The sequence below is a fragment of the Rhizobium sp. 01L410 genome, from assembly GCF_056400165.1.
In genome coordinates this window covers 65721-85527 of record NZ_JBFTST010000016.1, presented here as the reverse complement: position 1 = coordinate 85527, position 19807 = coordinate 65721, and the positions used below count along the sequence as shown (strand labels likewise).

Below are 19807 nucleotides of genomic sequence, written 5' to 3'. Positions count from 1 at the left end.
CTGCGGGCAGCCGTTGGCATGAGGCGGTTCCGGTTCGATAGTGTCGAATGTGATGAGGATCACCCGGATTTCGCGGGACTGCTGGCCCGCGCCTACCGCGCCAAAGTCCGACCGCTGTGTCTCTGCCGTGAGCAGGCGGCGCCGATGTACATCGCAGATATCGGCAATCAACTGGTCATCAAGCGCATGCCGCTTTCCGGTGAAGGCCATGACCCAGCATGTCCCTCCTATGAACCGCCCTACGAATTGTCCGGGCTCGGCCCGCTGATGGGAAGTGCAATCCAGATGGATGCCTCTGTCGGGTCAGCCTCATTGAAGCTTGATTTTTCCCTTTCCAAGCGCACCGGGAGCAATCGTCCCGGCGTACCGGAACCTGCCGGCGAAAGCGTGAAAGCGGAAGGCAGAAAGCTGTCGCTACGCGCCCTGTTGCATTTCCTGTGGCATGAGAGCGGCCTGACCGAATGGACCGCGCACTGGGCCGGAAAGCGCCACTGGTGGCAGGTCTATCATCATCTGCTGGAGGCCGCCGGCAACATGGCGGTGCGCGGCGAGAGCCTGTCGGAGCGGTTGCTCATTCCCGAGCCTTTCAGGGCCGAGGATAAGACAGCTATCGAACACAGGCGGGCGCGGAAGATGGCTGGTCTTTTCCAGCAAGGTCCGAAGCGCCTGATGTTGCTTGTCAGCGAGGTCAAGGAATTTACGGAGACGAGAGACGGCCGGCTCGTGGTGGTCAAGCATATGCCGGGCTTCCGGCTTTATCTTGAAGACACGGCCTGGAAGAGCGTGCAGCGCCGCTTCGAAGCGGAATTTGCTCTCTGGCAAAGCGGGGAAAACCTGCACCTGATGCTGATCGCGACGATCGGCAGCGGCAAAGCCGGGATCGTCACCATCGACGAGATCGCGCTGATGTGCGTCAGTGAAGAGTGGCTGCCGATCGAAAATGCTTTCGAGCAAAAACTGGTCGAGCGGTTGACGCGGTTACGCTTGAAGTCGGTCAAGGGTCTGCGTTTCAACCTTGGCCGAAACCGACCTTTGGCCAACGCGATGCTGCTGGAGACGAAACCGCGGCCGCATGCGCTCTACATCGTGCCGCCGTCGGCCGGCGCTGATTTTGAGGAAGCACTTAAGGAAATGATAGAAGCGCGGCCCGATCTTGGCGCCTGGGTCTGGCGCGTGGTCGAGGGCGATATGCCGCCAATCCCGACGTGATCGTGGCGATCACTCGGCCGGCGCGCCTTCAAGGAGACCGTCGTAGACTTCGAACAGTGCATTGGTGATCGCCTGGCCGAGTGCGGCGCCTGCCGCGCGGACGTCATCTTCGGAGCCGTCGCGGGCAGCCCGTGCCAATTCTAACCCTTCCTCACTGACGATCAGCTTTGCCACCTCGATCGCCCAGAGCCCGAAATCACCACGATTGTCGATCTTGATTGCCTCTTGCACGACGACGCTCCCCTTTCTTTGATGGTGAACGGCCTTTATCGGGAGAAAGCGCCGATAGCCAGAAATCATCACCGATGTGAATCGAACCTCAGTGATCGATTCAAAACTCTCGTTGGACGGAGGCGACCCAATTCGGCGACCTTGCCTAAATGCCGAACTATCCATTCCATCTCTACTGCCAGCGCATCGATGCCACCCGGAACATGGCGCGATACTACGCCATCTCCATTCAGCCGACATTGTTTGGCGAGGCCTCGGTCGTTCGTTCATGGGGACGCATCGGCAAGGCGGGCGGCGAGAAAATCGAAGTCTTCGGCAGCGAACGGGAAGCGGCTATCCACTTCCTGGCCATTGCAGGCAGGAAGAAGACCAAAGGCTATAAACCGGTCGGTAGTTGTGGAAATCCTCAATTTCCAGCCGCTTTTGCGGCAGCGCGTCAATGACATCAGGCGATGGCGATGGCAGGGATTTCGCATTGAACATGACGCGGAGACAAGACATGACCACTACCAATGAAATCGCCGACAAGATTTCCGGCGAGCACGGCCTGACCAAGGCCCAGGGCAAAGCTATCGTCGAGGCGGTCATCGCCTCCATCACCGAAGCTGCGGTTGCCGGCAACGAGACCTCGCTGCCGGGCTTCGGCAAGTTCAAGGTCAAGGCCACGCCTGAGCGCGAAGCGCGCAACCCGTCCACGGGTGCGACCATCAAGGTCGCAGCCGCCAAGAAGCTGAGCTTCCAGCCGGCCAAGGCGCTTAAGGATGCGCTTAACAAGTGACACACCGAAAGCCCCGCTCGGATCGAGCGGGGCTTTCGGGTCAATTCGTCAGCGGCGCGTGCTGCGCGACCAGATAAGCTGCAGGCCTTCCTGCCCCTGGACTTCCGTCAGGGTCGCGTAGATCGGGGCGGGGAAGCTCGGGTCGTCGAGCTTGACCGAGATGTAGTCGCGCTCGGTTTCACGAGCTTGCTTCTGCCAGCCGGCGCCGAACTCGACATTGCCGGCCAGAACCCTGAAGTCCGGGGCGTCGTCGGAGGAGCGTTCGACTCTGATAATCTTGGCCTTGACGTTGAGGTTGAGGGTCTTGATGGTGCCGGAAAAGCCGTTTTCGGAAGCGGTGAAAGAGCCGATAGTTGCCATTGTCTTGATCCTTTCAGTTGCTCGGGCCGCGCCCATCGCGGCCTCGATGGCTGTCGATGAGACCGGAAACGATCGGACCGCACCCCTTGGGGCCGCAACGAAGTGGAGGACGGCAATTAGCCGAGGCTTTCTTGTCTCGCGAGGAATGGCCGCAGATCCGGGGTCCCCACATGACCCGTCATATGGGGTGGGCGTGGCCAGGGGAAGAAAACGAGCAAGCCGTTGCGGGAAGACGATCGAGCCAAGCCCGCGAGGCGTTTTTTGGTCAGACAAGCCGCATCGAGACCGCAGTGGGCGAGCCGTTGCTGGGGGATGGGCCAGACGATGGCGCCGTCAATGTCCGGCGTGATTCCGGACGGCGTTGCCTAGGATATCCAGTATCGCCAACTGAAAGCACCAGAGGCCTGGCCGCGTGGCTTCGCTCCGATATGCCAAAATGGAATTCAAGACGTAGCCGACGTGATCGGCCTGATGCCGGAACTCCCGACGGTGCCACCGGCTACGATCGGTTCACCGCCGCCAGCCTGCGGCTCGCCGCTGCATCCTTCACGATGCGTGCGATGTTTTTCAGGAAGGCCGGGCTGAAGCTGCCGAGTGGCCTGCTTGTTTCGAAGTCGAAAGCCTTGTCGAGCTCGACGCGATTATATTCGTCGAGGATGATCCAGCAGGGAAAATCGAGGCCGGCGCGGCGGCATTCGATCTGGCTGATCGGCAAAAACAGGCGATCCTCATGCGGGGCCTGCGAGGTGATGGCGAAGAGGAAAACGGCGCCCGGGACATCGGGCGTCCGCACGACGACGCAGACGGGGTGGGCCTTGCGGCCGCTTTCCTCGCCGGCATCGGCCTGTCGTTTCCAGAGATAATGGAAACGGACGACGTCGCCCACATCAAACATGATCGTCCTCGAGCAGCGCGTCGAGGCCGGTCATCAGTTCTGCATAGACGGCATCCGGGGCATCGTCGAGGCCGTAGGCGAGCGTGTGCGAGCCGCCGAGGAGGCGCCGATACTGTTCCGCCGTCAGAATGACGAGTTTCTCCTTGCCGCGCTTGGTAAGCGCGACCGGCTCGATCAATGCTGCCTCGAGGATTTCACCGGAGGCCCGGTTCATATCGGAAAACGAAAACTGCTTCATGAGAACCTCTATTCACTTACGTAAAATACGTATTCTAGGTAATTCATGCAAGTCGGCTGCGACAGAAACCGACTTGCAACACGTCATGCCGCCATCTTGGCGGAACCGGGCTGCAACGCATGCAGATAAGCCACGGCCCTTTGCGCCTGCGCTGCAGCCTAGACGATGAAGTGTTTGTCGCCGCGGAGCACCTTAAGCCAGGACGCGAGATTGCTTGCGTGGTCGGGCCGCGGCTCAAGGTCCGGGACAATGCCGAGATCGGCAGCGAGAAACGCCGCGCCGAGTTCGGCGATCAGCTCCTCGCGCGCCCGCTCGGAGCGGTCTTTCGCGTAGCGGGAAAGATCGCGGTTCACGCGATGTGATGGCCCCGTCCAGTGGATTTTATGCCGATATCGGCATAAGACCCATAATGCCGACCGCCGGATTATGCCGATAAGGGTGGGAATGCGCCGACGTTTGCAACGAATTCCGGCGCATCCTGTTCGGCATAATCCCTGTTCGGCATAATCAGAGTGTTTCGAGGAATGCGAGGAGCTTGTCGCTTGGCTTATAACGCGAAGGTTTTGCGTCCGGGGCGACCATTCGAGCCAGCGCTTTTTCCTTCAGCCGCAAGTCCGCGTGAACATAGACCTGGGTTGTCTCCACGGATTCATGGCCAAGCCACAGCGCGATTACCGTCTGATCCACACCGTGATGAAGCAGCTCCATCGCGGTACTATGACGCAGAACATGCGGGCTCACCCGTTTTTCTGCCAATGATGGGCAAAATCGAGCTGCAGTCAGTGCATGCCGGCTGATTAAGCGCTCCAGCGCGTCTCTGCTCATGCGGGTCCCGCGGATCGTTGGGAACACGATGTCCGTTTCATTGCCACGGCATTCATGCAGCCACGCTTGTAAAAGCCTCGCCGTGTCGCGCCGAAGCGGCGTGCTGCGCTCCTTTCGCCCCTTGCCCTGGCACCGGATATGGGCGCCGGTTCCGAGAACAATATCTGATGTGCGCAAGGATATGAGCTCGGATGCTCGTAGACCGGTTTGAAGGGTGAGAACGAGAAGGGTATGGTCTCGCCGGCCGGCCCATGTCGATCTGTCCGGGGCAGCGATAATCGCATCGATTTCGTGTCTTTCGAGGAAGTCGATGCTTCGCTTCACATAACGCTTGTTCGGCATGTCTAAAACCTTTTGGCAATGCCGGAGCAGGTCAGGCTCCAACATCGCGACAAACCGGAAGAAGGAGCGTATGGCGGCAAGCCTGGTATTCCGACTGCGTGCGGGCAGCCTCTACGTAGTTGAGGAAGTTTCCGACCAATGCCGCATCGATATCCTCGACCGCGAGCTTGGTCGGCGGCCTGCCTAGTTGCCCACTTGCAAACATCAGGAGGAGCCGGAACGTATCCCTGTAGCCTGCGATCGTATTGGGGCTTGCGTTGACCTGCTCGGTCAGCCGCTCGGTAAAGAAACGCTGGACCAGTGTGGGAAGGCGCGAAGGCTTCATGGGCGTACCTCCCGTTCAAGGGAAAGCTCCGCCCTGCGGGATGCCAGTTCCAGGAGTTCCGGAATCGCTTCGATATACCAGTAGGTATGAGACACGCTCTCATGGCCGAGCATTGTCGTGAGCTTGATCATTTCCTGGTCGGGGTCCAGGCCCTGTCGATACCAGTCGATCATCGTCTGGACGGCGAATGTGTGGCGTAAGTCATGGATTCGCGGGCCGACCCCATGCCGCTGGAACCGTTGAAGCTGGCGCAAGCCAACGGCTTGGGAGATCGACGCAAAGTTATAGCGTGCCGCGCAGTCGCTGATCCGTCTACCGTGATCGTCGACGAAGAAGGGAACGGGCCGCCCCTCGCAGAGCCGGTCGCGCTCACGGGCGTAGCTTTGAAGCCGATGGGAGGTGCTTGGGCTGAACGGGACAATCCGTTGCTTACCGGATTTGCCGTTGCGGACGATCACGATCTCTTGCGTGAAGTCGATATCGGCTCGATCAAGCGACAAGGCCTCGCTGATGCGAAGCCCCGTGACCGCAATCAGGCCAAAGAGCGTGGGGTACGTCAGCCGCCGGATGCCATTTACCGAAGGTAGCATAGCAGCCTGATCAAGGAGCTGAGCGATCTCACCCGACGTGTAGATGAAGGGCTTTGGCCTCCGCTTGCGATGCGGGATCAGATTTGCCGGCGGGATCTTATGCCGGCTGTCATTTGCGTGCAGCCAGGCCGCGAACAGCCTGACAATGCCGAACCGGCGGGACCATGTATATTGACCGGCCACGCCGAAGTTCTTCATCCATCGCGCAAAATGATCTCGCTCAAGGAACTCGGAGCCTTCCGATAAGACAAAGTCAATAAATCTACGGAGGATGCGTTCATCTGTCCGAAGAGAGAAGCCAAGGCCGCGGCGGATTTGGAGATAGGTGTTCAGTTGTGCCGATAGCATGCTCATGCGGCGTCCTCCGCTGTCGGCCACGGCCTTGCAATCGTTCGCAGCCCTTCGACATCCAGTCGGGCATATTTGAGCGTCGTCGTTCGAGATCGATGCCGCAGCGTGTCGGCGATTTCATTCAGCGACGCACCCTGTTCCAGTAGGTTCGTCGCCAGACTATGGCGGAGGATATGCGAGCCGACGTATGGTACCGGCGGCTTCATGCCCAATCTTTCATAGGCGCCACGCAGAAGCTGGTTCAGTCGCTGCGAGTCCTTGAATGGCTTGTGAGGTGGCCGGGACGACACGAAGAGGTCGCGGGTCTGACCTTGACGCTCTGACTGGAGGTAGTCTGCGATCGCCGCCCCGACGTCGGGCAGAAGCGGAAGCCTGTCGTGCAACTGTCCTTTGCCGCGGACAATAATCTCCGCAGCCCGCCAATCAATATCGTCGAGTTGGATTGCAATGACTTCGGGGGCCCGCAATCCGTATCGTGCCATCAGCAGAAGCATCGCATAATCGCGCTTTGGCGAGTTTTTCACCTTGCCGACGTCTTGAAGCACGGCTTCGACGTCATCCTGCTTTAAATGTCGAGGCAGTCTCGTGCCGTGCCGGATGGCAACCCGCGGGACCACCTTTGCGAGGTTTGTCTGCGTTTTCCCAGTCTGAAAGAGAAAGCCGAAGAAGGAACGCAGGTGCGTGGAGAGGGTTTTGTCGCGGAAGGCCGATTTGCGATCCAGAACATCGGCAAGAAAGTCCGAGATATCTTTAACGGCGATTTCGCCGGGTTGGTCTCGGGCCTCGCCAAATCGGAACGCGAGGAAGCGCCTCGCCATATAGGAGGCATGTCGGATCGTGCGCTCGCTCATGGCCCGTTGAGTCCGCAAATATTCCTCGAACTCGGCACGGAGCGAGTTGCGGGCAAGTTCGGCTTCGCTGGGTTCTGGAAGTGGCGCAGCAAAGCCCTTCTCACCAAGGAAACGGACAAACGCCTTTAGGCGATAGCAAGCATTTCTCGACTTTGGCTTCACCAGGGCAACGGCGTCATCCGGGGTCAGCGTTTGCCATTCGAGGCCGTTTTCTGCGACTGTCGTGCTGAGGTGTTGGACTGCGTGGCGATATCCGCCGATCGTATTTTGAGAGTATCTTTCGCTGCGAAGACGATCAAAAAACTCCTCAACGAGTGAGGAGGGCAATTTCTGAGCGGCAGTATTTTTGAGTTCGGACTTCATATGGTGCTCCTTTGTTGAAGGCGCCCCCACATGATCTCATCGTCTCCGCATTTTTGATTGCAGATCAGCTTCGCGGTTTAATGATCGCTCTGATTATGCCGCGCAGGATGCGCCGGAATCGTTGCGAACGTCGGCGCATTCCCACCCTTATCGGCATAATCCGGCGGTCGGCATTATGGATTTCCTCATGGGCGAGCGTCGCATAATAGCTCTCGACATCGCGAAACGCCTCTATCGGCGGCATCTGGATCACATCCCGCTCGGGCGCATAGAAGGCTGCCGCACCACCATGGCGGATCGTTGCCCCCGTTGCCCGGAAAAAGGCGTCGGCATGCTCGAGACGCTCGACAGGCTTGAAGGCCGGCGTCTGCGGCGATGCGCCAAAACCCGCAGGCAGGCCTTCGATCTGCTCGAGATTGAAAACGGTATAGGCTTTCAGGAACGGGATTTCGTGCTCGACGTCGTCGCCGTTGGCGTCGGTCTCGGTCTTCCTGATGCGGTTGGCATAAACGACCATCGTCCCGGTCTCGCCTTTGCGCACGTTGCCTCCAAGTTCCAACGCCTGGCGAAACGTCATCCAGGTGCTGGCACCAAAGCAGCGGCTTACGGCCTCAGACCAGAGGAGCAGGACATTGATGCCGGAATAGGGTTCGCCGTTGAAGCGAAGCGGGCGCGACACGCATCCTGCAAGCCGGGCGGCACTCCACGGCTGGACCCAGGGGCGCACGCCCTCTTCCAACTGAGCGAGCATGATATCGGTGATCCGTGTGTAGACGTCCGGGCGCACAGCACCGGTCTCGCCAGATAATTTCATTGACGTTTTCTTTGGCTTTCTCATCGTCTTTTCCTTCATCTTCGACACCGCGCCGATCGCGGCTCGTCACGGCGGTCGACCAGCGCGCGGGCGGCAGCGGCGCACCCGGCTCGTCAAGATCGTGCTGGAGATAGAAGGACCGCTGGGCCGAAACGACAGTGGAGGACGGCTTGTCCGTTGCGCCGCTTTCATGTCGCCCTCGGGCTAGACCGCAAACCGGGATGAGCCGCACTCGGCGCCTGGGCCGCCTTGAGTGACACGAGAAAAGGCCGGACGAGGCCGGCCTTTCGAGATGGATCAGTGAGCGTGCGCCTTCAGTCGAAAGCCGATATCTGTAGTGACGCGGCGCGCTGGTCGATGGAGGTCGCGGGATTCGGCGAGCCGCTGCGCTCATAGGGCTTCCAGGTCTCGCCGGTAATGTCTTCGTAAGCGACAACGGCGCCCTCGGCCGCCATGCGCAGGACATGGGCCTGAAGCCCCATGACGGCGGCGAATTCGCGTTTTCTCTGGGCGCGGCTGTCGAAACCGACCGGACCCTCGAGATCTTCGTCGCGCAGATCGTTGCTAAGCCTGGCGGTCAGATCGCGTGCCTCGGTGACGGAGCGGCTATAAAACAGCCCGGCTCCATGAGCCGATCCGACGAAGGAGCCGACGATGCGCTGCATATGGATCTGCATCGCCTTCTCGCCGAGGCCGTCCTTCATCGCCTCGGCGCCATCGATAAGCTGCTGGCGGTGCAGGTCGCGGATTCCCTCGCTGTCGACAACGGATAGGCCAAAGCTTTCCGAGATGCGCAGCGCCTGGGCGGTGTCCGGGCAGGCATGCCGGACCATTTCGAGGGTCGTCGCGCGGGGTGTAGTTGAGCGATTCGTCGCAGCAGAACGGTTGAGCGGTGCCATGGTCGGTGTCCTTTCGGTCTGGTTGAGCAAAACCCGAGGTCCGGTTTTGGGTGCTGTCCCTCGGGTGCGGTCAATACGAACCGGCGAAGCGGCCTGGCCCAAGGTCAGGACGATGCAAGAGAGCGAGGTGCGGTTGCGGAGGTTGCGGGCCCAGGCCTGCAGAAAACGCGGCCGCGCTTTGGCGAACCGCGCATCGAGACTGCCGCAATGCGGCGCGGCACGCGGCCTTTGACCGGGCGCCGTCCGGTTCAGACCGCAACGAAGCCGAGGGTCAGAGCGTATGAACCTGTGGCCGATACGCCGCCAGCAGACCGGCGCGTCACCACTACCGTCGCGCCCGAGCCGCGCTTCAGCGGTATTGCCTACCCACAAACCGATCGCGTGGCCGCAAGGAGTCTGGCTGCAGCGGCAGCGCAACCTCAGGCACCGACCTGCCTAGATGATAGTGACAAGACACCGCCGGCGAGAACCGGCGGCGCTGGGCAGGCGCTAACCCGTCGTTACGCTCCGGCTATTCGGTCGCCTCGTTGAACCTGCTGTCCAACTCGTCGCCGACATGATCGAGACCAGCCGCGGCCGGGTTGGCCGCCGTTTCAGGATCGTCTTCTCCGGCCTCCACCGCGCTTGCAAGTTGCGTCATCGCCCAGGCTTCGGCCTCCCGGCGGCAAATACGATTAGCGACGCCGGATGGAAGCCTCGAAAAGTCAGCAAAGAACCTGGCAGTTTGCTTTTCTGACACATTGCAAAAGCTTGCCGGTGTCGAGCGTTGGCGGGACGTTGACGGCCCCATTCATCTCGCGCAGGTCATCGGAAACAACCAGCGCGCGCGTAGTCTCGAAAAGCGTCGAGGCGCTAATGCGGTTAGCGCCGCGTTCGTACGGCCTTCCCAATTCGCATTTCGTTTACCCCTTGCCATTCCCTCTATTTCCGCATCAGGTTCAGCAGACACCCCTGCCGACCACCGGAAGATGAACGCCATTCGTCAAGAAATCACACGCAGGACCATTCTTATACGAATGCTCGCGTAGGCGACCGCGGTACCGGGATCACTGCGATCAAATTGGCGCGCGAGGTTGCGATGGCTCCGTGCAGCCGCGGGCCGCGTTGGGATAACCGCGCAAACTGTTGCCCACGGTCTTGTGTTGACTGGCGCGGCAGGTTTTCGCAATTCGCGCCCGCTCTCGACAATGGGCGAAGGTGCTTGCCGAGCCGTATTGAGGGCCGCGTCAATCCTGCGTTGTCGTCCCCTGACCGCATCAGGCCGTCTTGATCACAGAGAAGGCAAAACCGGACAGCTCAGTTTATATACACCCCTTAAATGGGTTGAATAACCAAGAATATGAAATATATTGGTCCACCAAAGGGGTCAATTAATGTTTCTCACTCTTCAAACCCATTTCGAAGATGAATGGCATCAAGCCGCAGCACTTGAACTCAAGAACGACGCAGCCGGTTTTCAGGGTGCGTCGATAGTCGATTACGATCTCGATTACTTTATACGGTTCGCATCGGTGGATTTTGCAGAAGGAAACGCGGCAAGTGACAATCGCGCACTTTCAATCCGATATCCCGTTGACCTCGAGGATCGATATACCCCAACGTGGCCACCATTCCTGCTTGATCTGATGCCGCAAGGACATGCAAGGCGCAAGCTGGCAGACCATTTAGGCCTCAGCGAGGGAGCACGCAGCTCGGATCTTCCTCTGCTTCTGCGCTCTGCTGCAGGGGGAATAGGTAATGTCCGGATAAAAGAAGCCGCTGAGGCAGAGAAGCAGCGGCTACACGGTGTGCAGCGCCAAGGAGTAACAGAGGCTGAGATCCTTGAACGATCAGATCGTTTCATGGAAGTAGCCGATCGTTTCGGTATGCTTGCTTCGGGCTCAAGTGGCCTGCAAGGCGAATGGCCAAAGGTCTCCATGACCAAGGCTATAGATGGCCTTTATTATCCCGACAGCTTCGTGTCCGACGATGAGGCCGTGCGGCATGTGATCGTCAAGCTGGTCCGCAGCAATGAGCCCGTAGACCGGCTCATTCTTGAAGGCGAAGCCCTCTATTCGCAGATCGCTCAAGAGATCGGCCTCAATGTCAGTGAACCGTCGGCCTATGCCGAAGGCGTCCTGATCATTCCCCGTTTTGATCGAAAGAAGAGAGAAGGAGGTGGAACCGTCCGGCTGGGTCAAGAAAGCCTTGTTTCGGCCATTGGCGTTGCCGACTTCGGATATGTTGGCACGCATGAGGCCTATATCGACATTCTGCGCCAATATTCCGCCGATCCCCTCGCGGACGTCGTAGAGTACCTCAAACGGGACATCGCCAACCTGGCTCTCGGCAATCCCGACAATCATGGTCGAAATACCGCGCTCACCAAGTTCCAAGACGGAACTGTCCGTCTGTCTCCGCTCTTTGATTTCGCTCCAATGCGGCTCGCCAAGGAGGGGATCGTTCGCTCCACCAGATGGGCCACGATGCGAGATGCCGGCCGGGATCATTTCCCTGATTGGAAGAAAATTTGCGCCGAACTGTTTCCCGATCTCACTGAGCAAAAGATACTCGCGTCCGCACTTCTGACGTTTGCAGAACGACTCCGTGAGGCGCCGAGCATTGCGAAAAACCTGGCGGCAGCTCCAGAAATTTTAGAACGCGCAATGGCACGCTGCACTGAAATCGCCGATAGCGTTTTGCAGGCGAAGTTATGATGCCGGAGAAAAGCTGAATGGCTCGCTGGAAAAAGCCTACAAAAGAACAGGTTCTTGAGAACCGGCGCACGCTTGCTGAGCGAGCTCGAACCGGTGATTTAAGGCTGCCCGGCGCAGTAGCGGCAATCCGGAAGAGTTTCGGCATGACCCAGGAAGAGTTTGCCAAAACGCTGGCACTTACGCGGCGTCAAGTTGCTGAGATCGAAACCGGCAAAGCAAACCCGACACTGGAAACACTGGAAAGAATTGGGCGCCTGTTCGGATTTTCGGTAGGTTTTGTGCCGAGGGCAGAGAGCCGTGCGAATACTCAAAACTAAAAGGCGAACAACCCCGTAGGAACGTTTAAACTTTTCGCGGAACTGATCGCCTACCATCTTGACGCCAGAGACAGGCTGACGCCGCACAGATTGATCTCGACCACGCAAGAAAGCGGTCCGAGGTTCGGGAACAATTCATCGCCGTACTTGGCCACAATCTTCGTAATCTGATCCCCGGCGTGGACGCCGGGTATCAATCGGCTTCTACGTGATGGCTTAAACGACAAGTCGCCACAACTCTTACGCATGATGAAGGCGAGCCTGGTGCGCATGGCGAGCCTGTAGACAACGTCATGGGACCTGGCGCGCGCGAGGCTCGGCGGCGGGATCAATCTTGACTTCGATCCCGGCCGAACCGTTGAGGACACGATCGAGCACGTCGTTCAGGAGTTCAAAATCGCCCATCCCGAAAGAGAGATCGAGGTATCCGTGGAGATCGGAGCTCCGCTGCGGATCGACCATGCGCGGATAGGACAGATGTTCTCCAATCTCCTTGGAAACGCCCTAATGCACGGTGCGCCAGACCATCCCGTGCGGGTGAAGGCAATCACTACGGATAATCAATTCGAGTTAAGCGTCGATGACAGTGGCGAGCCAATCCCGGTGCAATCTCTCAACAAGCTTTTCAACCTTTTGACCGAGCGGAGGGTTCGAAAAGCCGGGGGTTGGGGTTAGGGCTCTACATTTCATAGATATCGCTCGCGCCCACGGAGGAACGTTAGCGGTTTTGTTCGACGAGAAAATGCATCGCTTCACTTTCTCCATGCCCATCGAGACCAAGCACCCGGAACGATTGGCCTGACACCAAGGCTTTATTGGCAACCGTTAACGGTTTCCGGCCCTGCCGGACGGACGTAGCGGCCACTGTTTTTTGGTTGAACGCAGAACAAAGCTGAATTATTTTTCGCCTGGCAGACAGAACTGGACTCACTGCTCTGCGTCTTTTTTGGCCGATTTCAATGCGGGACTTACTGAACTGTTTCATCGACCTGAATTCGCAGCGTCCGGATGTCGCGAAGACGTCTGACATGATACTAGCTCATGCGAAGTTCCTCGGCCTTCAAGCCGCATTTATCGGCGACGACAGAAGCCTTCTTCGGATCAGCGGGAAGCCCAATCAAGCCGAACTGATCGACGAATTTTTGTTCTTCATGGACCCCACGCAATACAGCCATCGGATTGCAGGCCTTCAATGAAACAAGGGATTTCGATGTTTGAGACAAAAGAGGCGTCGATCCTATCGCCTCGCGACCTAGCGATCTGCCAGCGCGTTTTTGACCACGTTTCTGTGACGAAGCAGATCGCATTGGACATGCATCGGGAAGAGCTTGCCAAACGTATTGTGCTCGCATTCCGCAGTGGTCTGAGAGACGAGGGAACGCTCATTAAGGTACTGCTTGATGGCGATGGCGCCGCCTAGGAAAGGTCGGGCGAGCGCTCGTCAGCTGGCTTCACTCCCCTCCGCATGACGGATCGGAGCCACAATCCTGCGAGCATCCCTCCGTCCCCCGAGTTCGCAGATGGCTCCATAGCCAATCTGAAGGAACTGTTCAGGGATTTCGGCGGTGCACTGGGGCCAGTCGTCGCCGGGTTGCGCAGTGATGTGCAGGTCCATCGCGCGGCCCTCCAGGAGGTGCAAGCACGACGCTGGATAGCAGACCGCCTCGTCTTGATCGGAGACGCCGCACATGCCACGTCTCCAAGCGTGGCGCAGGGAGCGGCGATGGCGCTCGAGGACGGGGTCGTACTTGCGAACATCCTCACCTCCGATGAACCTATCGAAAGCAACACCGGAGAATACCATGTGCCCATGAGCACGCTCGAGTGACGGGTGCTTGTCCCGCGTAAGTCGCTGAGGCTCAGCGCGGGTTCCGCGGAAGCCGTACACTTGGTTGCAGCATTCAAGAAATCGCTCACTCCGATCGGGCGGATCGTAGGCAACTGCGGTCGGCCTCTATCGTCAAGCCAAGGTGTCAGAAATACGCTGTTTGACTACTTGCGTTGTAGGACAAGTTCGGATCGCATGTGAACAGCACGATACCCTTGGAGAAGAAGATGCCCCGTTTTTTGACCCGCGCCGCCTTCGTTCTGACCACGTTCCTGATACCCGCCGTCGCATCCGCGCATACCGGGATAGGGCCGACATCGGGCTTCGTCCATGGCTTCGCCCATCCGATCTCCGGCATAGACCATACGCTTGCCATGGTTTTGGCGGGCCTACTCGCATTCCAACTCGGCGGCCGGGCGATATTCCTCGTGCCAGCAGCTTTCGTAGGCATCATGACGGTTGGCGGCGCGCTTGGTGTCGCGGGCGTCGATCTCCCGATGGTCGAAATTGGGATCGCATTGTCGGTTGTTGTCCTGGGAGCCGCGGTCGCGCTCAGAATTAAGGCGCCGACAACTGTTGCAATGGCGGTCGTCGGTCTTTTCGCTCTCTTCCACGGGCACGCGCATGGATCGGAAATGCCGGCGAACGCGACCGCCTTCACCTATGCTACGGGCTTTGTCGCGGCAACTGCACTGCTGCACGGACTCGGCCTTGTCGCAGGTTTCATAACCGCACGCGTGGGTGACAGCAGGGGCGAAATCATTGCCCGCACCGCTGGAGGTTTGGCAGCTCTAGCGGGATTGGGACTCGCAATTGGCTTGGTGGCGTGACGCGCACATCATCATGTCAGGCGCGCCCGCATCGACTGTGGGAGGTTCTCGAACTGGGATACCGCAGAAGCCGAAATTGTCATCTCCAGGTCGCCTTAATACACCAGACTGAGGAACTGAGCTTGGGGTTTGGCGTTCATGAGCTTCGACCAGGGAGCGATGTGTCAGGTGGTCAAGATAGGAATCGCTGGCGTCTTTCATCGAGATCAGGCCTCCCGTCTTTTTCAAAATGCTGAGTCGTCGCCGACCCCGATACCTATCGGGCCGACCTGCTCGATCCTCGTGTTTTGCAAGAATCCTCACCGGGTGCTCCGCAGCACTCGTGGTCGGGATGCGAACATTCGCGACTTCATCAATTTTACTGAAGGATTCGCGTCTGACGGCTCGGTGGCAGGACATCGATGTCCCCTAAAGCGGTCCGAGGGCGCTCAACCTCAAGGAAGGGAGCGGCCCTCTCACCCCACGCGCAAGCCGTCACGCATGCGCCGGCGGACGCGGCTGCGGAGGTTCACGTGGTGTGGGGTGGCGATGCCTTAGGTGGGGAACAGAGCATCACTTCGCAAGGTCGCCGAGCCGCCCGGAAAACCAGCCGTCGCTCGGGACTGAGGTCTTGAAGATTATAATCGAGCCGTTCCGCGCTCGGTCCTTGTCGGTCCGTTGCCCAATACCAAGCGCCTAAGGCGCCTCTATCGTCGCGGCAGGTAGTGCTCCTGCCAAGAGCGACGCATGCCCGGCAAGTTTGCGTGACACGAACTCGGTAAAAACCCTTACGCGTTTCGTCTTGCGTGTCTCGCCTTGTGTAAGAATCCAGAGTGTGCCGTACATATGAAGTTCGGTCCCGGGCACTCTGACCAAAGTTGGGTGAGCATCGCCAACCAAACATGGAAGTGTTGTCATCCCCAAGCCCTGCCGTACTGCGACGACCTGAGCCTCCGCGTCTGTGACCCTAAACGGTACGCCATCAGCTCGGGCGCCGCTCCGCCGAACCCATTCGGGAACGCCATGAGCACTGATTACGATCCACCGGACAGAGCTTGGGCCGCCCTCACCCCACACCGGGAGCAAGTCGCGAGACATGTAGATCCCGCCGTAGACATCCGGCCCCTTTAAACCATGCAGGTTCGGCGGGAGCGTCTTGCGGTCATAAACGACGCGGATGGCGACGTCGGCCTCCCGGTTCGTCAGGTTTGCGAGATCCCCGGACGAAATGATGTCCATCTCGATATCCGGGTGCGAGCGGGTGAACTCAGCAAAATCCGGCATAAGCAGATGCGTTGCGAGCGTCGGAGCAAGTGTAACTCTTAAAAGTCCTCGGACACCCTGGTCCCGGCCGAAGACACGTGTCTCCAGCTGAAGTGACGAAGCTTCCATCTGTTCGGCGAGTTCACGCACCTCCTCCCCTGCGCTCGTCACTTGATATCCGGAAGGTAACTTGTCGAACATCTGCGCGCCCAGTTTCTCTTCGAGATGAGCGATACGGCGAAGGACTGTTGAATGGGTCACGCCCAGGCTCAACGCGGCCGCACGCACAGACCCCGCCCGCGCGACGGCAAGAAAGTGGCGGATGTCATCCCAGTCGATCATGGTGCAGTCTCGCACCGCACTGGTGCCCTTACGAGTTGAACGCCCCCAATCTACGCTCAAGACGGTATCTTTCAACACCGGAGGCTGAACTCACGCGGATCTTTTTTGCACCACCCTTGTGCGGGCATTGGCACTGAATGGCGGCCATCGGCGCTCCTATGTTGTGATCAACGGATCAGGGACACGCTTCCTCACATCTGTGGAACACAACGAAGGATGCATGCCATGAACAGACTAAACGGGAAAACTGCCGTGATAACTGGCGGCGCGACAGGCATCGGTCTCGCGGCCGCAAAGCGCTTCATCGATGAAGGCGCCTTCGTCTTCATCTTCGGTCGTAGACAAGAGGCACTTGATGTAGCCATTGCGGAATTAGGATCCAGCGCCCGCAGCGTGAAGGGATCAGTCTCCGACGAAGGCGACCTCGATCGTCTATACGAGGCAGTCAAGGCCGAGCGCGGGCGCCTCGACATAGTTTTCGCCAACGCAGGAGTTGGACGCCCCGTCGCTCTCGGCAAGATCACCGCGGCACATATCGACGAGACCTTCGACACCAACGTCAAGGGCACGATCTTCACGGTCCAGAAGGCGCTCCCACTCATGAGCCCCACTGGATCAATCATCCTGACCGGGTCTAGCGCCGGCACAACCGGGGCTCCGGCGTTCACTGCCTACAGCGCCAGCAAGGCGGCCGTCCGCAACCTGGCCAAAACATGGGCCGAAGATCTGAAGGGCACAGGCATCCGCGTCAATGTCCTCTCGCCTGGCGCCACCGCGACTGAACTCGCGAAGGAGGCTCTCGGAGAGGAAGGCCAGAAGGCATACGGCGCGATGACACCTCTGCAGCGCATGGCCGACCCGACAGAGATCGCGGCGGTGGCCGCTTTCCTCGCATCATCAGACAGCAGCTTCATGACAGCGAGCGAAGTCGCCGTCGACGGCGGCCTCGCCCAGCTCTGAACGAGTAGCCCCCGCGGCTCTAAAACGAGCGAGCCGTTCGGCACCTTTATCGACCAAGGAGAAAGATTATGACCTACTCAATCATTGGCTTCGGCAAAATCGGCCAGGCCCTCGCCAAGGCGTTTGCTCGCCGCGGCATCGACGTATCTGTTGCGACCACCCGTGATCCGGAAAGCTTTGCGTCGGAGGCCGCCGCAGTCGGCCCATCGATCAAGCCAGCGACGCTTTCGGCTGCCATCAAGGCGGACGTCATTTTTCTGGCTGTGCGTTTCGAGGCCCATACGGAGGTCGCGAAGGCGCTGCCCGACTGGCAGGGGAAGATCATCGTCGACGTTACCAACGCCTACGGCGTGCCGCTCGAGAAGCTGGGTGACGAGGCGTCCGCGAAGGTCGTTGCAAACGCGTTCGCGGGCGCCAGTGTGGTCAAGGGCTTCAACCATCTGGGCGCGGGCGTGCTCGGGCAGGACCCGGCCGTACTCGGCGGAAGACGGGTTGTTTTCCTGGCGAGCGACGTTGAAGCTGCGGCAGCGCAGGTCGGGAAGCTCGCCGAAGACCTTGGCTTCGCGCCTATCAACGTGGGCGGTCTCGCCGAAGGCGGACTGCTGGTCCAAGGTCGCGGTAACACGTGGGGTCACCTCATCTTCAAAGACCTCGTCAGTTTCGGCTGATTGCAGTTTCACAGCTCCGCAAAAAGAAAGTAAGGTTTCCATGAGCATCGAAGACAACATTCAGATGGTGAAGGATTTCTTCGGCGCGATCGGCAACGGAGACAGGCAGAGAACGTTGGCGATGGCTGCCGGGGACATCGATTTGTGGATCACTGGGTTTTCGACATCACTGTCGAGAATGCAAAGCTGACAGCCATCAGAGAATGACCTCCTCGAAAGGGCCCTGCAAGCGGCCCGGGCGTCCTATAAAGCGCGGGGCCTGGTCTGCTTGTTGCGGACGGCCTGGTATTGGATGCAGGGGCAAGCGAGCCATAGTTGGCGGCGCTGATGGCCGCCGCCAGATTGCTGCCGAGATCCCGGCGGACTCGCCTTCACCCTTGAAGCGTTGTTGAGCGCATGCGCAATCCTTACTGTGCTTTCAACTCTTCGTTCCAATCTTGAGCAAGGGGTCTGAGGCGCACGAAGTCACACCCGAGGTGATCGGCAATATTGCGCAGCCTGTCAGCATAGACCTCACCTTGCGGGTCGGCGTCTGTCGCTGCAACCAGCATCCGGCCCGCGGTGATCGCCTCTATATGCTGCGCAACCGCCGGCGCCCAACCTCCTCCGGTGCTGGCATAGAGCGTATCGCCCCGTGCTCCTTCGAGAGCGGCCAGGCTCAAGGCATCGATCGCCGCCTCCGTTATGCAGACGCGGGGAGCATTGCGGGCACCGAAGCAGAATAGCGTCTTGGCGCCACCCGTCGAAAAGCCACGCCAGTCCGGACCGCGTTCCTCCCAACCTGAGAGATTGCCGGCATAGTCGTCGTGGCGAAACCATGCACTGGCAAATGGTCCCTGCCGGATACGGTCGGCCCTGATCGCGCGTCTCAGGATGGGCGCCGGCAATGCTCTCGCCTCAGTCAGGTACCGGAAGCCGGGCGACAGCGGTGTCATGAGCGGCCGGTTTTGCCACCGTTCGAGCACCGGCGCCGTGGCAACGGGTCTGTCTGGTGGATGACGCGGTCCAAATAACGGCGTGTTGCTCCCGGCCAGTTCGCAGATACGCTCGACGGCGGCGGGGAACGAAATACCTTCAAGAAAACCTGCGAGCGCAAAAACGTCTCCCTTGTGATCCGAGAGCGGATCGAACCAGCCGGCGCCCTCGTGGGTAACGATCAGAATTTCGGGACTGCGCCGGAATTTACGGGCACGCCGGCTGCTCTCCTTCTCGTCAAGGACAAAACCTGCCTGCAGCAATACCGCCTCGCATGACACGAGGCCGCGTAATCTCTCGAGCTTGATCCGATCCATGTTTGTCTCCTTTCTCCCCTCCTTTGACTGGGGCTATACCCCTCCCCCGCGCGAAGGCCGTGGCTGCAAGGGCGCGATGACAGGACGTGCGAGAAGGAACATATCGGCGCGGCGCAGCTTCCCTTGCGGCCAGTAAGCCGCAAGCGCTACGCATGTCTCGCCTGCGAGACCCTACGGCGGCAGCGCCGCCAACAAAGATGAAGAGTATCGGAGAAATCAGCATAGCGCCGCCCGCAGGGCGGGATTTCGGTAATTCTCGCCGCGCGGGATCGGGCGAAGGGCAGCCGCAGGAGCCTCAACATAGTGGCCCATAGGGGAGGCGGGACCGCCTGCCCCCGATCTGAGCGCTCCTTGCCTACTGAGGCAACGCGATCCTCAAGCAGCGTGTCGAGTTAGCGAGGCTTGAGATCAAAATTTTTGGCAGAGTTGGCTACGGTCGCGATATCTGACCGAAGCAGAAAATCGCGACATCCCTTTTTGAAACTGCCGGTCTAGTGAAGGCGATCGTCTCTCAGTCCGACGGAAAGCTGAACCCCGTCCCGAAGGCGGTATCCAGGAGTG

General features: G+C 59.3%; 24 protein-coding genes and 2 pseudogenes. 12 read left to right on the top strand and 14 right to left on the bottom strand.

Features of this window, described 5'->3' with window-relative positions:
* The first annotated feature begins 18 nt into the window (after positions 1 to 18).
* A complete protein-coding gene (locus tag AC1DV9_RS26635) occupies positions 19 to 1209 on the top strand; it encodes a DUF1173 domain-containing protein (RefSeq protein WP_477950720.1) in 1191 nt (396 codons plus the stop codon).
* Between the two features lie 9 nt (positions 1210 to 1218).
* Here AC1DV9_RS26635 and AC1DV9_RS26630 read toward each other — a convergent pair whose 3' ends face one another.
* A complete protein-coding gene (locus tag AC1DV9_RS26630) occupies positions 1219 to 1440 on the bottom strand; it encodes a hypothetical protein (RefSeq protein WP_477950718.1) in 222 nt (73 codons plus the stop codon).
* Between the two features lie 149 nt (positions 1441 to 1589).
* On the opposite strand from AC1DV9_RS26630, the gene AC1DV9_RS26625 reads away from it, so the two are divergent.
* Both AC1DV9_RS26625 and AC1DV9_RS26620 read left to right on the top strand, forming a co-directional pair.
* Positions 1590 to 1883 carry a WGR domain-containing protein gene (locus AC1DV9_RS26625; protein ID WP_477950716.1) on the top strand — a complete coding sequence of 98 codons (294 nt, stop codon included), beginning with the start codon at positions 1590 to 1592 and terminating at the stop codon, positions 1881 to 1883.
* Positions 1880 to 2218 (top strand): HU family DNA-binding protein, encoded by a 339-nt coding sequence (locus AC1DV9_RS26620; protein ID WP_477950714.1) that lies wholly within the window; start codon positions 1880 to 1882, stop codon positions 2216 to 2218. Before AC1DV9_RS26625 ends, AC1DV9_RS26620 begins: the two co-directional genes overlap by 4 nt.
* A 48-nt stretch (positions 2219 to 2266) precedes the next feature.
* Here the strand turns inward: AC1DV9_RS26620 and AC1DV9_RS26615 are convergent, their stop codons facing one another.
* The 10 genes and pseudogenes from AC1DV9_RS26615 to AC1DV9_RS26570 form a co-directional block, all read right to left on the bottom strand.
* Complete coding sequence (locus AC1DV9_RS26615; RefSeq protein ID WP_112390678.1) at positions 2267 to 2578, bottom strand: DUF736 domain-containing protein; 312 nt, start codon at positions 2576 to 2578, stop codon at positions 2267 to 2269.
* 499 nt (positions 2579 to 3077) lie between these two features.
* Complete coding sequence (locus tag AC1DV9_RS26610) at positions 3078 to 3473, bottom strand: hypothetical protein (RefSeq protein WP_477950713.1); 396 nt, start codon at positions 3471 to 3473, stop codon at positions 3078 to 3080.
* Entirely contained in the window at positions 3466 to 3711 is a 246-nt protein-coding gene (locus tag AC1DV9_RS26605) for a type II toxin-antitoxin system prevent-host-death family antitoxin (protein ID WP_477950711.1), read from the bottom strand. The genes AC1DV9_RS26610 and AC1DV9_RS26605 overlap by 8 nt, the downstream gene beginning before the upstream one ends.
* Before the next feature lie 83 nt (positions 3712 to 3794).
* Positions 3795 to 4091 (bottom strand): annotated as a pseudogene (locus AC1DV9_RS26600) (zincin-like metallopeptidase domain-containing protein); the annotation flags it as partial.
* Between the two features lie 127 nt (positions 4092 to 4218).
* Positions 4219 to 5203, bottom strand: a pseudogene (locus AC1DV9_RS26595) (tyrosine-type recombinase/integrase).
* A complete protein-coding gene (locus AC1DV9_RS26590; protein WP_112518764.1) occupies positions 5200 to 6147 on the bottom strand; it encodes a tyrosine-type recombinase/integrase in 948 nt (315 codons plus the stop codon). Before AC1DV9_RS26590 ends, AC1DV9_RS26595 begins: the two are co-directional and overlap by 4 nt.
* Positions 6144 to 7358, bottom strand: coding sequence for a tyrosine-type recombinase/integrase (locus AC1DV9_RS26585; RefSeq protein ID WP_142843300.1), 1215 nt, complete (start codon positions 7356 to 7358; stop codon positions 6144 to 6146). The genes AC1DV9_RS26590 and AC1DV9_RS26585 overlap by 4 nt, the downstream gene beginning before the upstream one ends.
* Positions 7359 to 7422: 64 nt before the next feature.
* Entirely contained in the window at positions 7423 to 8172 is a 750-nt protein-coding gene (locus AC1DV9_RS26580; RefSeq protein ID WP_477950709.1) for an ArdC family protein, read from the bottom strand.
* 314 nt (positions 8173 to 8486) lie between these two features.
* Positions 8487 to 9071, bottom strand: coding sequence for a hypothetical protein (locus AC1DV9_RS26575; protein WP_477950707.1), 585 nt, complete (start codon positions 9069 to 9071; stop codon positions 8487 to 8489).
* Positions 9072 to 9582: 511 nt separating this feature from the next.
* Positions 9583 to 9711: a hypothetical protein gene (locus AC1DV9_RS26570; protein WP_310301160.1), complete on the bottom strand. Its 129-nt coding sequence runs from the start codon at positions 9709 to 9711 to the stop codon at positions 9583 to 9585.
* A 733-nt stretch (positions 9712 to 10444) separates the two neighbouring features.
* Between AC1DV9_RS26570 and AC1DV9_RS26565 the strand changes: the two genes are divergently transcribed.
* The 3 genes from AC1DV9_RS26565 to AC1DV9_RS26555 all read left to right on the top strand — a co-directional run bounded on the left by AC1DV9_RS26565 (position 10445) and on the right by AC1DV9_RS26555 (position 12759).
* The gene (locus AC1DV9_RS26565) at positions 10445 to 11767 is read left to right on the top strand and encodes a type II toxin-antitoxin system HipA family toxin (protein WP_477950705.1); all 1323 of its coding nucleotides are present in this window, start codon (positions 10445 to 10447) and stop codon (positions 11765 to 11767) included.
* Positions 11768 to 11784: 17 nt separating this feature from the next.
* Entirely contained in the window at positions 11785 to 12084 is a 300-nt protein-coding gene (locus tag AC1DV9_RS26560; RefSeq protein ID WP_112390684.1) for a helix-turn-helix transcriptional regulator, read from the top strand.
* Positions 12085 to 12513: 429 nt separating this feature from the next.
* Complete coding sequence (locus AC1DV9_RS26555) at positions 12514 to 12759, top strand: ATP-binding protein (protein ID WP_477950703.1); 246 nt, start codon at positions 12514 to 12516, stop codon at positions 12757 to 12759.
* A gap of 359 nt (positions 12760 to 13118) precedes the next feature.
* Here AC1DV9_RS26555 and AC1DV9_RS26550 read toward each other — a convergent pair whose 3' ends face one another.
* Positions 13119 to 13259, bottom strand: coding sequence for a hypothetical protein (locus tag AC1DV9_RS26550; protein WP_477950702.1), 141 nt, complete (start codon positions 13257 to 13259; stop codon positions 13119 to 13121).
* Positions 13260 to 13294: 35 nt separating this feature from the next.
* Between AC1DV9_RS26550 and AC1DV9_RS26545 the strand changes: the two genes are divergently transcribed.
* The 3 genes from AC1DV9_RS26545 to AC1DV9_RS26535 all read left to right on the top strand — a co-directional run bounded on the left by AC1DV9_RS26545 (position 13295) and on the right by AC1DV9_RS26535 (position 14742).
* Positions 13295 to 13504, top strand: a complete 210-nt coding sequence (locus AC1DV9_RS26545) for a hypothetical protein (RefSeq protein ID WP_477950701.1) — start codon at positions 13295 to 13297, stop codon at positions 13502 to 13504.
* Between the two features lie 45 nt (positions 13505 to 13549).
* Positions 13550 to 13912, top strand: a complete 363-nt coding sequence (locus AC1DV9_RS26540; RefSeq protein ID WP_477950700.1) for an FAD-dependent oxidoreductase — start codon at positions 13550 to 13552, stop codon at positions 13910 to 13912.
* Between the two features lie 227 nt (positions 13913 to 14139).
* Positions 14140 to 14742 (top strand): HupE/UreJ family protein, encoded by a 603-nt coding sequence (locus AC1DV9_RS26535; RefSeq protein WP_477950769.1) that lies wholly within the window; start codon positions 14140 to 14142, stop codon positions 14740 to 14742.
* 675 nt (positions 14743 to 15417) lie between these two features.
* Here AC1DV9_RS26535 and AC1DV9_RS26530 read toward each other — a convergent pair.
* Positions 15418 to 16326 carry a LysR family transcriptional regulator gene (locus AC1DV9_RS26530; RefSeq protein ID WP_477950699.1) on the bottom strand — a complete coding sequence of 303 codons (909 nt, stop codon included), beginning with the start codon at positions 16324 to 16326 and terminating at the stop codon, positions 15418 to 15420.
* Between the two features lie 225 nt (positions 16327 to 16551).
* Here AC1DV9_RS26530 and AC1DV9_RS26525 point away from each other — a divergent pair, with 225 nt between their 5' ends.
* From AC1DV9_RS26525 to AC1DV9_RS26515, 3 genes are all read left to right on the top strand, one after another.
* Positions 16552 to 17286 (top strand): SDR family NAD(P)-dependent oxidoreductase, encoded by a 735-nt coding sequence (locus tag AC1DV9_RS26525; RefSeq protein WP_477950698.1) that lies wholly within the window; start codon positions 16552 to 16554, stop codon positions 17284 to 17286.
* Between the two features lie 68 nt (positions 17287 to 17354).
* Positions 17355 to 17954 (top strand): NADPH-dependent F420 reductase, encoded by a 600-nt coding sequence (locus AC1DV9_RS26520; protein ID WP_477950696.1) that lies wholly within the window; start codon positions 17355 to 17357, stop codon positions 17952 to 17954.
* A 40-nt stretch (positions 17955 to 17994) separates the two neighbouring features.
* Complete coding sequence (locus tag AC1DV9_RS26515; protein ID WP_477943949.1) at positions 17995 to 18144, top strand: hypothetical protein; 150 nt, start codon at positions 17995 to 17997, stop codon at positions 18142 to 18144.
* Between the two features lie 217 nt (positions 18145 to 18361).
* On the opposite strand, the gene AC1DV9_RS26510 is transcribed toward AC1DV9_RS26515, so the two are convergent.
* Positions 18362 to 19246 carry a DUF3991 and toprim domain-containing protein gene (locus tag AC1DV9_RS26510; RefSeq protein WP_477950695.1) on the bottom strand — a complete coding sequence of 295 codons (885 nt, stop codon included), beginning with the start codon at positions 19244 to 19246 and terminating at the stop codon, positions 18362 to 18364.
* Between the last annotated feature and the right edge of the window lie 561 nt (positions 19247 to 19807).

Bases quoted from the DNA above. Each gene is read 5' to 3' on its own strand.
- AC1DV9_RS26545 (WP_477950701.1), top strand. From the start codon at position 13,295: ATGTTTGAGACAAAAGAGGCGTCGATCCTATCGCCTCGCGACCTAGCG.
- AC1DV9_RS26560 (WP_112390684.1), top strand. From the start codon at position 11,785: ATGGCTCGCTGGAAAAAGCCTACAAAAGAACAGGTTCTTGAGAACCGG.
- AC1DV9_RS26585 (WP_142843300.1), bottom strand. From the start codon at position 7,358: ATGAAGTCCGAACTCAAAAATACTGCCGCTCAGAAATTGCCCTCCTCA.
- AC1DV9_RS26580 (WP_477950709.1), bottom strand. From the start codon at position 8,172: ATGAAATTATCTGGCGAGACCGGTGCTGTGCGCCCGGACGTCTACACA.
- AC1DV9_RS26520 (WP_477950696.1), top strand. From the start codon at position 17,355: ATGACCTACTCAATCATTGGCTTCGGCAAAATCGGCCAGGCCCTCGCC.
- AC1DV9_RS26550 (WP_477950702.1), bottom strand. From the start codon at position 13,259: ATGGCTGTATTGCGTGGGGTCCATGAAGAACAAAAATTCGTCGATCAG.
- AC1DV9_RS26530 (WP_477950699.1), bottom strand. From the start codon at position 16,326: ATGATCGACTGGGATGACATCCGCCACTTTCTTGCCGTCGCGCGGGCG.
- AC1DV9_RS26525 (WP_477950698.1), top strand. From the start codon at position 16,552: ATGAACAGACTAAACGGGAAAACTGCCGTGATAACTGGCGGCGCGACA.
- AC1DV9_RS26570 (WP_310301160.1), bottom strand. From the start codon at position 9,711: ATGACGCAACTTGCAAGCGCGGTGGAGGCCGGAGAAGACGATCCTGAA.
- AC1DV9_RS26515 (WP_477943949.1), top strand. From the start codon at position 17,995: ATGAGCATCGAAGACAACATTCAGATGGTGAAGGATTTCTTCGGCGCG.
- AC1DV9_RS26535 (WP_477950769.1), top strand. From the start codon at position 14,140: ATGCCCCGTTTTTTGACCCGCGCCGCCTTCGTTCTGACCACGTTCCTG.
- AC1DV9_RS26620 (WP_477950714.1), top strand. From the start codon at position 1,880: ATGACATCAGGCGATGGCGATGGCAGGGATTTCGCATTGAACATGACG.
- AC1DV9_RS26605 (WP_477950711.1), bottom strand. From the start codon at position 3,711: ATGAAGCAGTTTTCGTTTTCCGATATGAACCGGGCCTCCGGTGAAATC.
- AC1DV9_RS26540 (WP_477950700.1), top strand. From the start codon at position 13,550: ATGACGGATCGGAGCCACAATCCTGCGAGCATCCCTCCGTCCCCCGAG.
- AC1DV9_RS26610 (WP_477950713.1), bottom strand. From the start codon at position 3,473: ATGTTTGATGTGGGCGACGTCGTCCGTTTCCATTATCTCTGGAAACGA.
- AC1DV9_RS26625 (WP_477950716.1), top strand. From the start codon at position 1,590: ATGCCGAACTATCCATTCCATCTCTACTGCCAGCGCATCGATGCCACC.
- AC1DV9_RS26510 (WP_477950695.1), bottom strand. From the start codon at position 19,246: ATGGATCGGATCAAGCTCGAGAGATTACGCGGCCTCGTGTCATGCGAG.
- AC1DV9_RS26635 (WP_477950720.1), top strand. From the start codon at position 19: ATGAGGCGGTTCCGGTTCGATAGTGTCGAATGTGATGAGGATCACCCG.
- AC1DV9_RS26575 (WP_477950707.1), bottom strand. From the start codon at position 9,071: ATGGCACCGCTCAACCGTTCTGCTGCGACGAATCGCTCAACTACACCC.
- AC1DV9_RS26615 (WP_112390678.1), bottom strand. From the start codon at position 2,578: ATGGCAACTATCGGCTCTTTCACCGCTTCCGAAAACGGCTTTTCCGGC.
- AC1DV9_RS26565 (WP_477950705.1), top strand. From the start codon at position 10,445: ATGTTTCTCACTCTTCAAACCCATTTCGAAGATGAATGGCATCAAGCC.
- AC1DV9_RS26590 (WP_112518764.1), bottom strand. From the start codon at position 6,147: ATGAGCATGCTATCGGCACAACTGAACACCTATCTCCAAATCCGCCGC.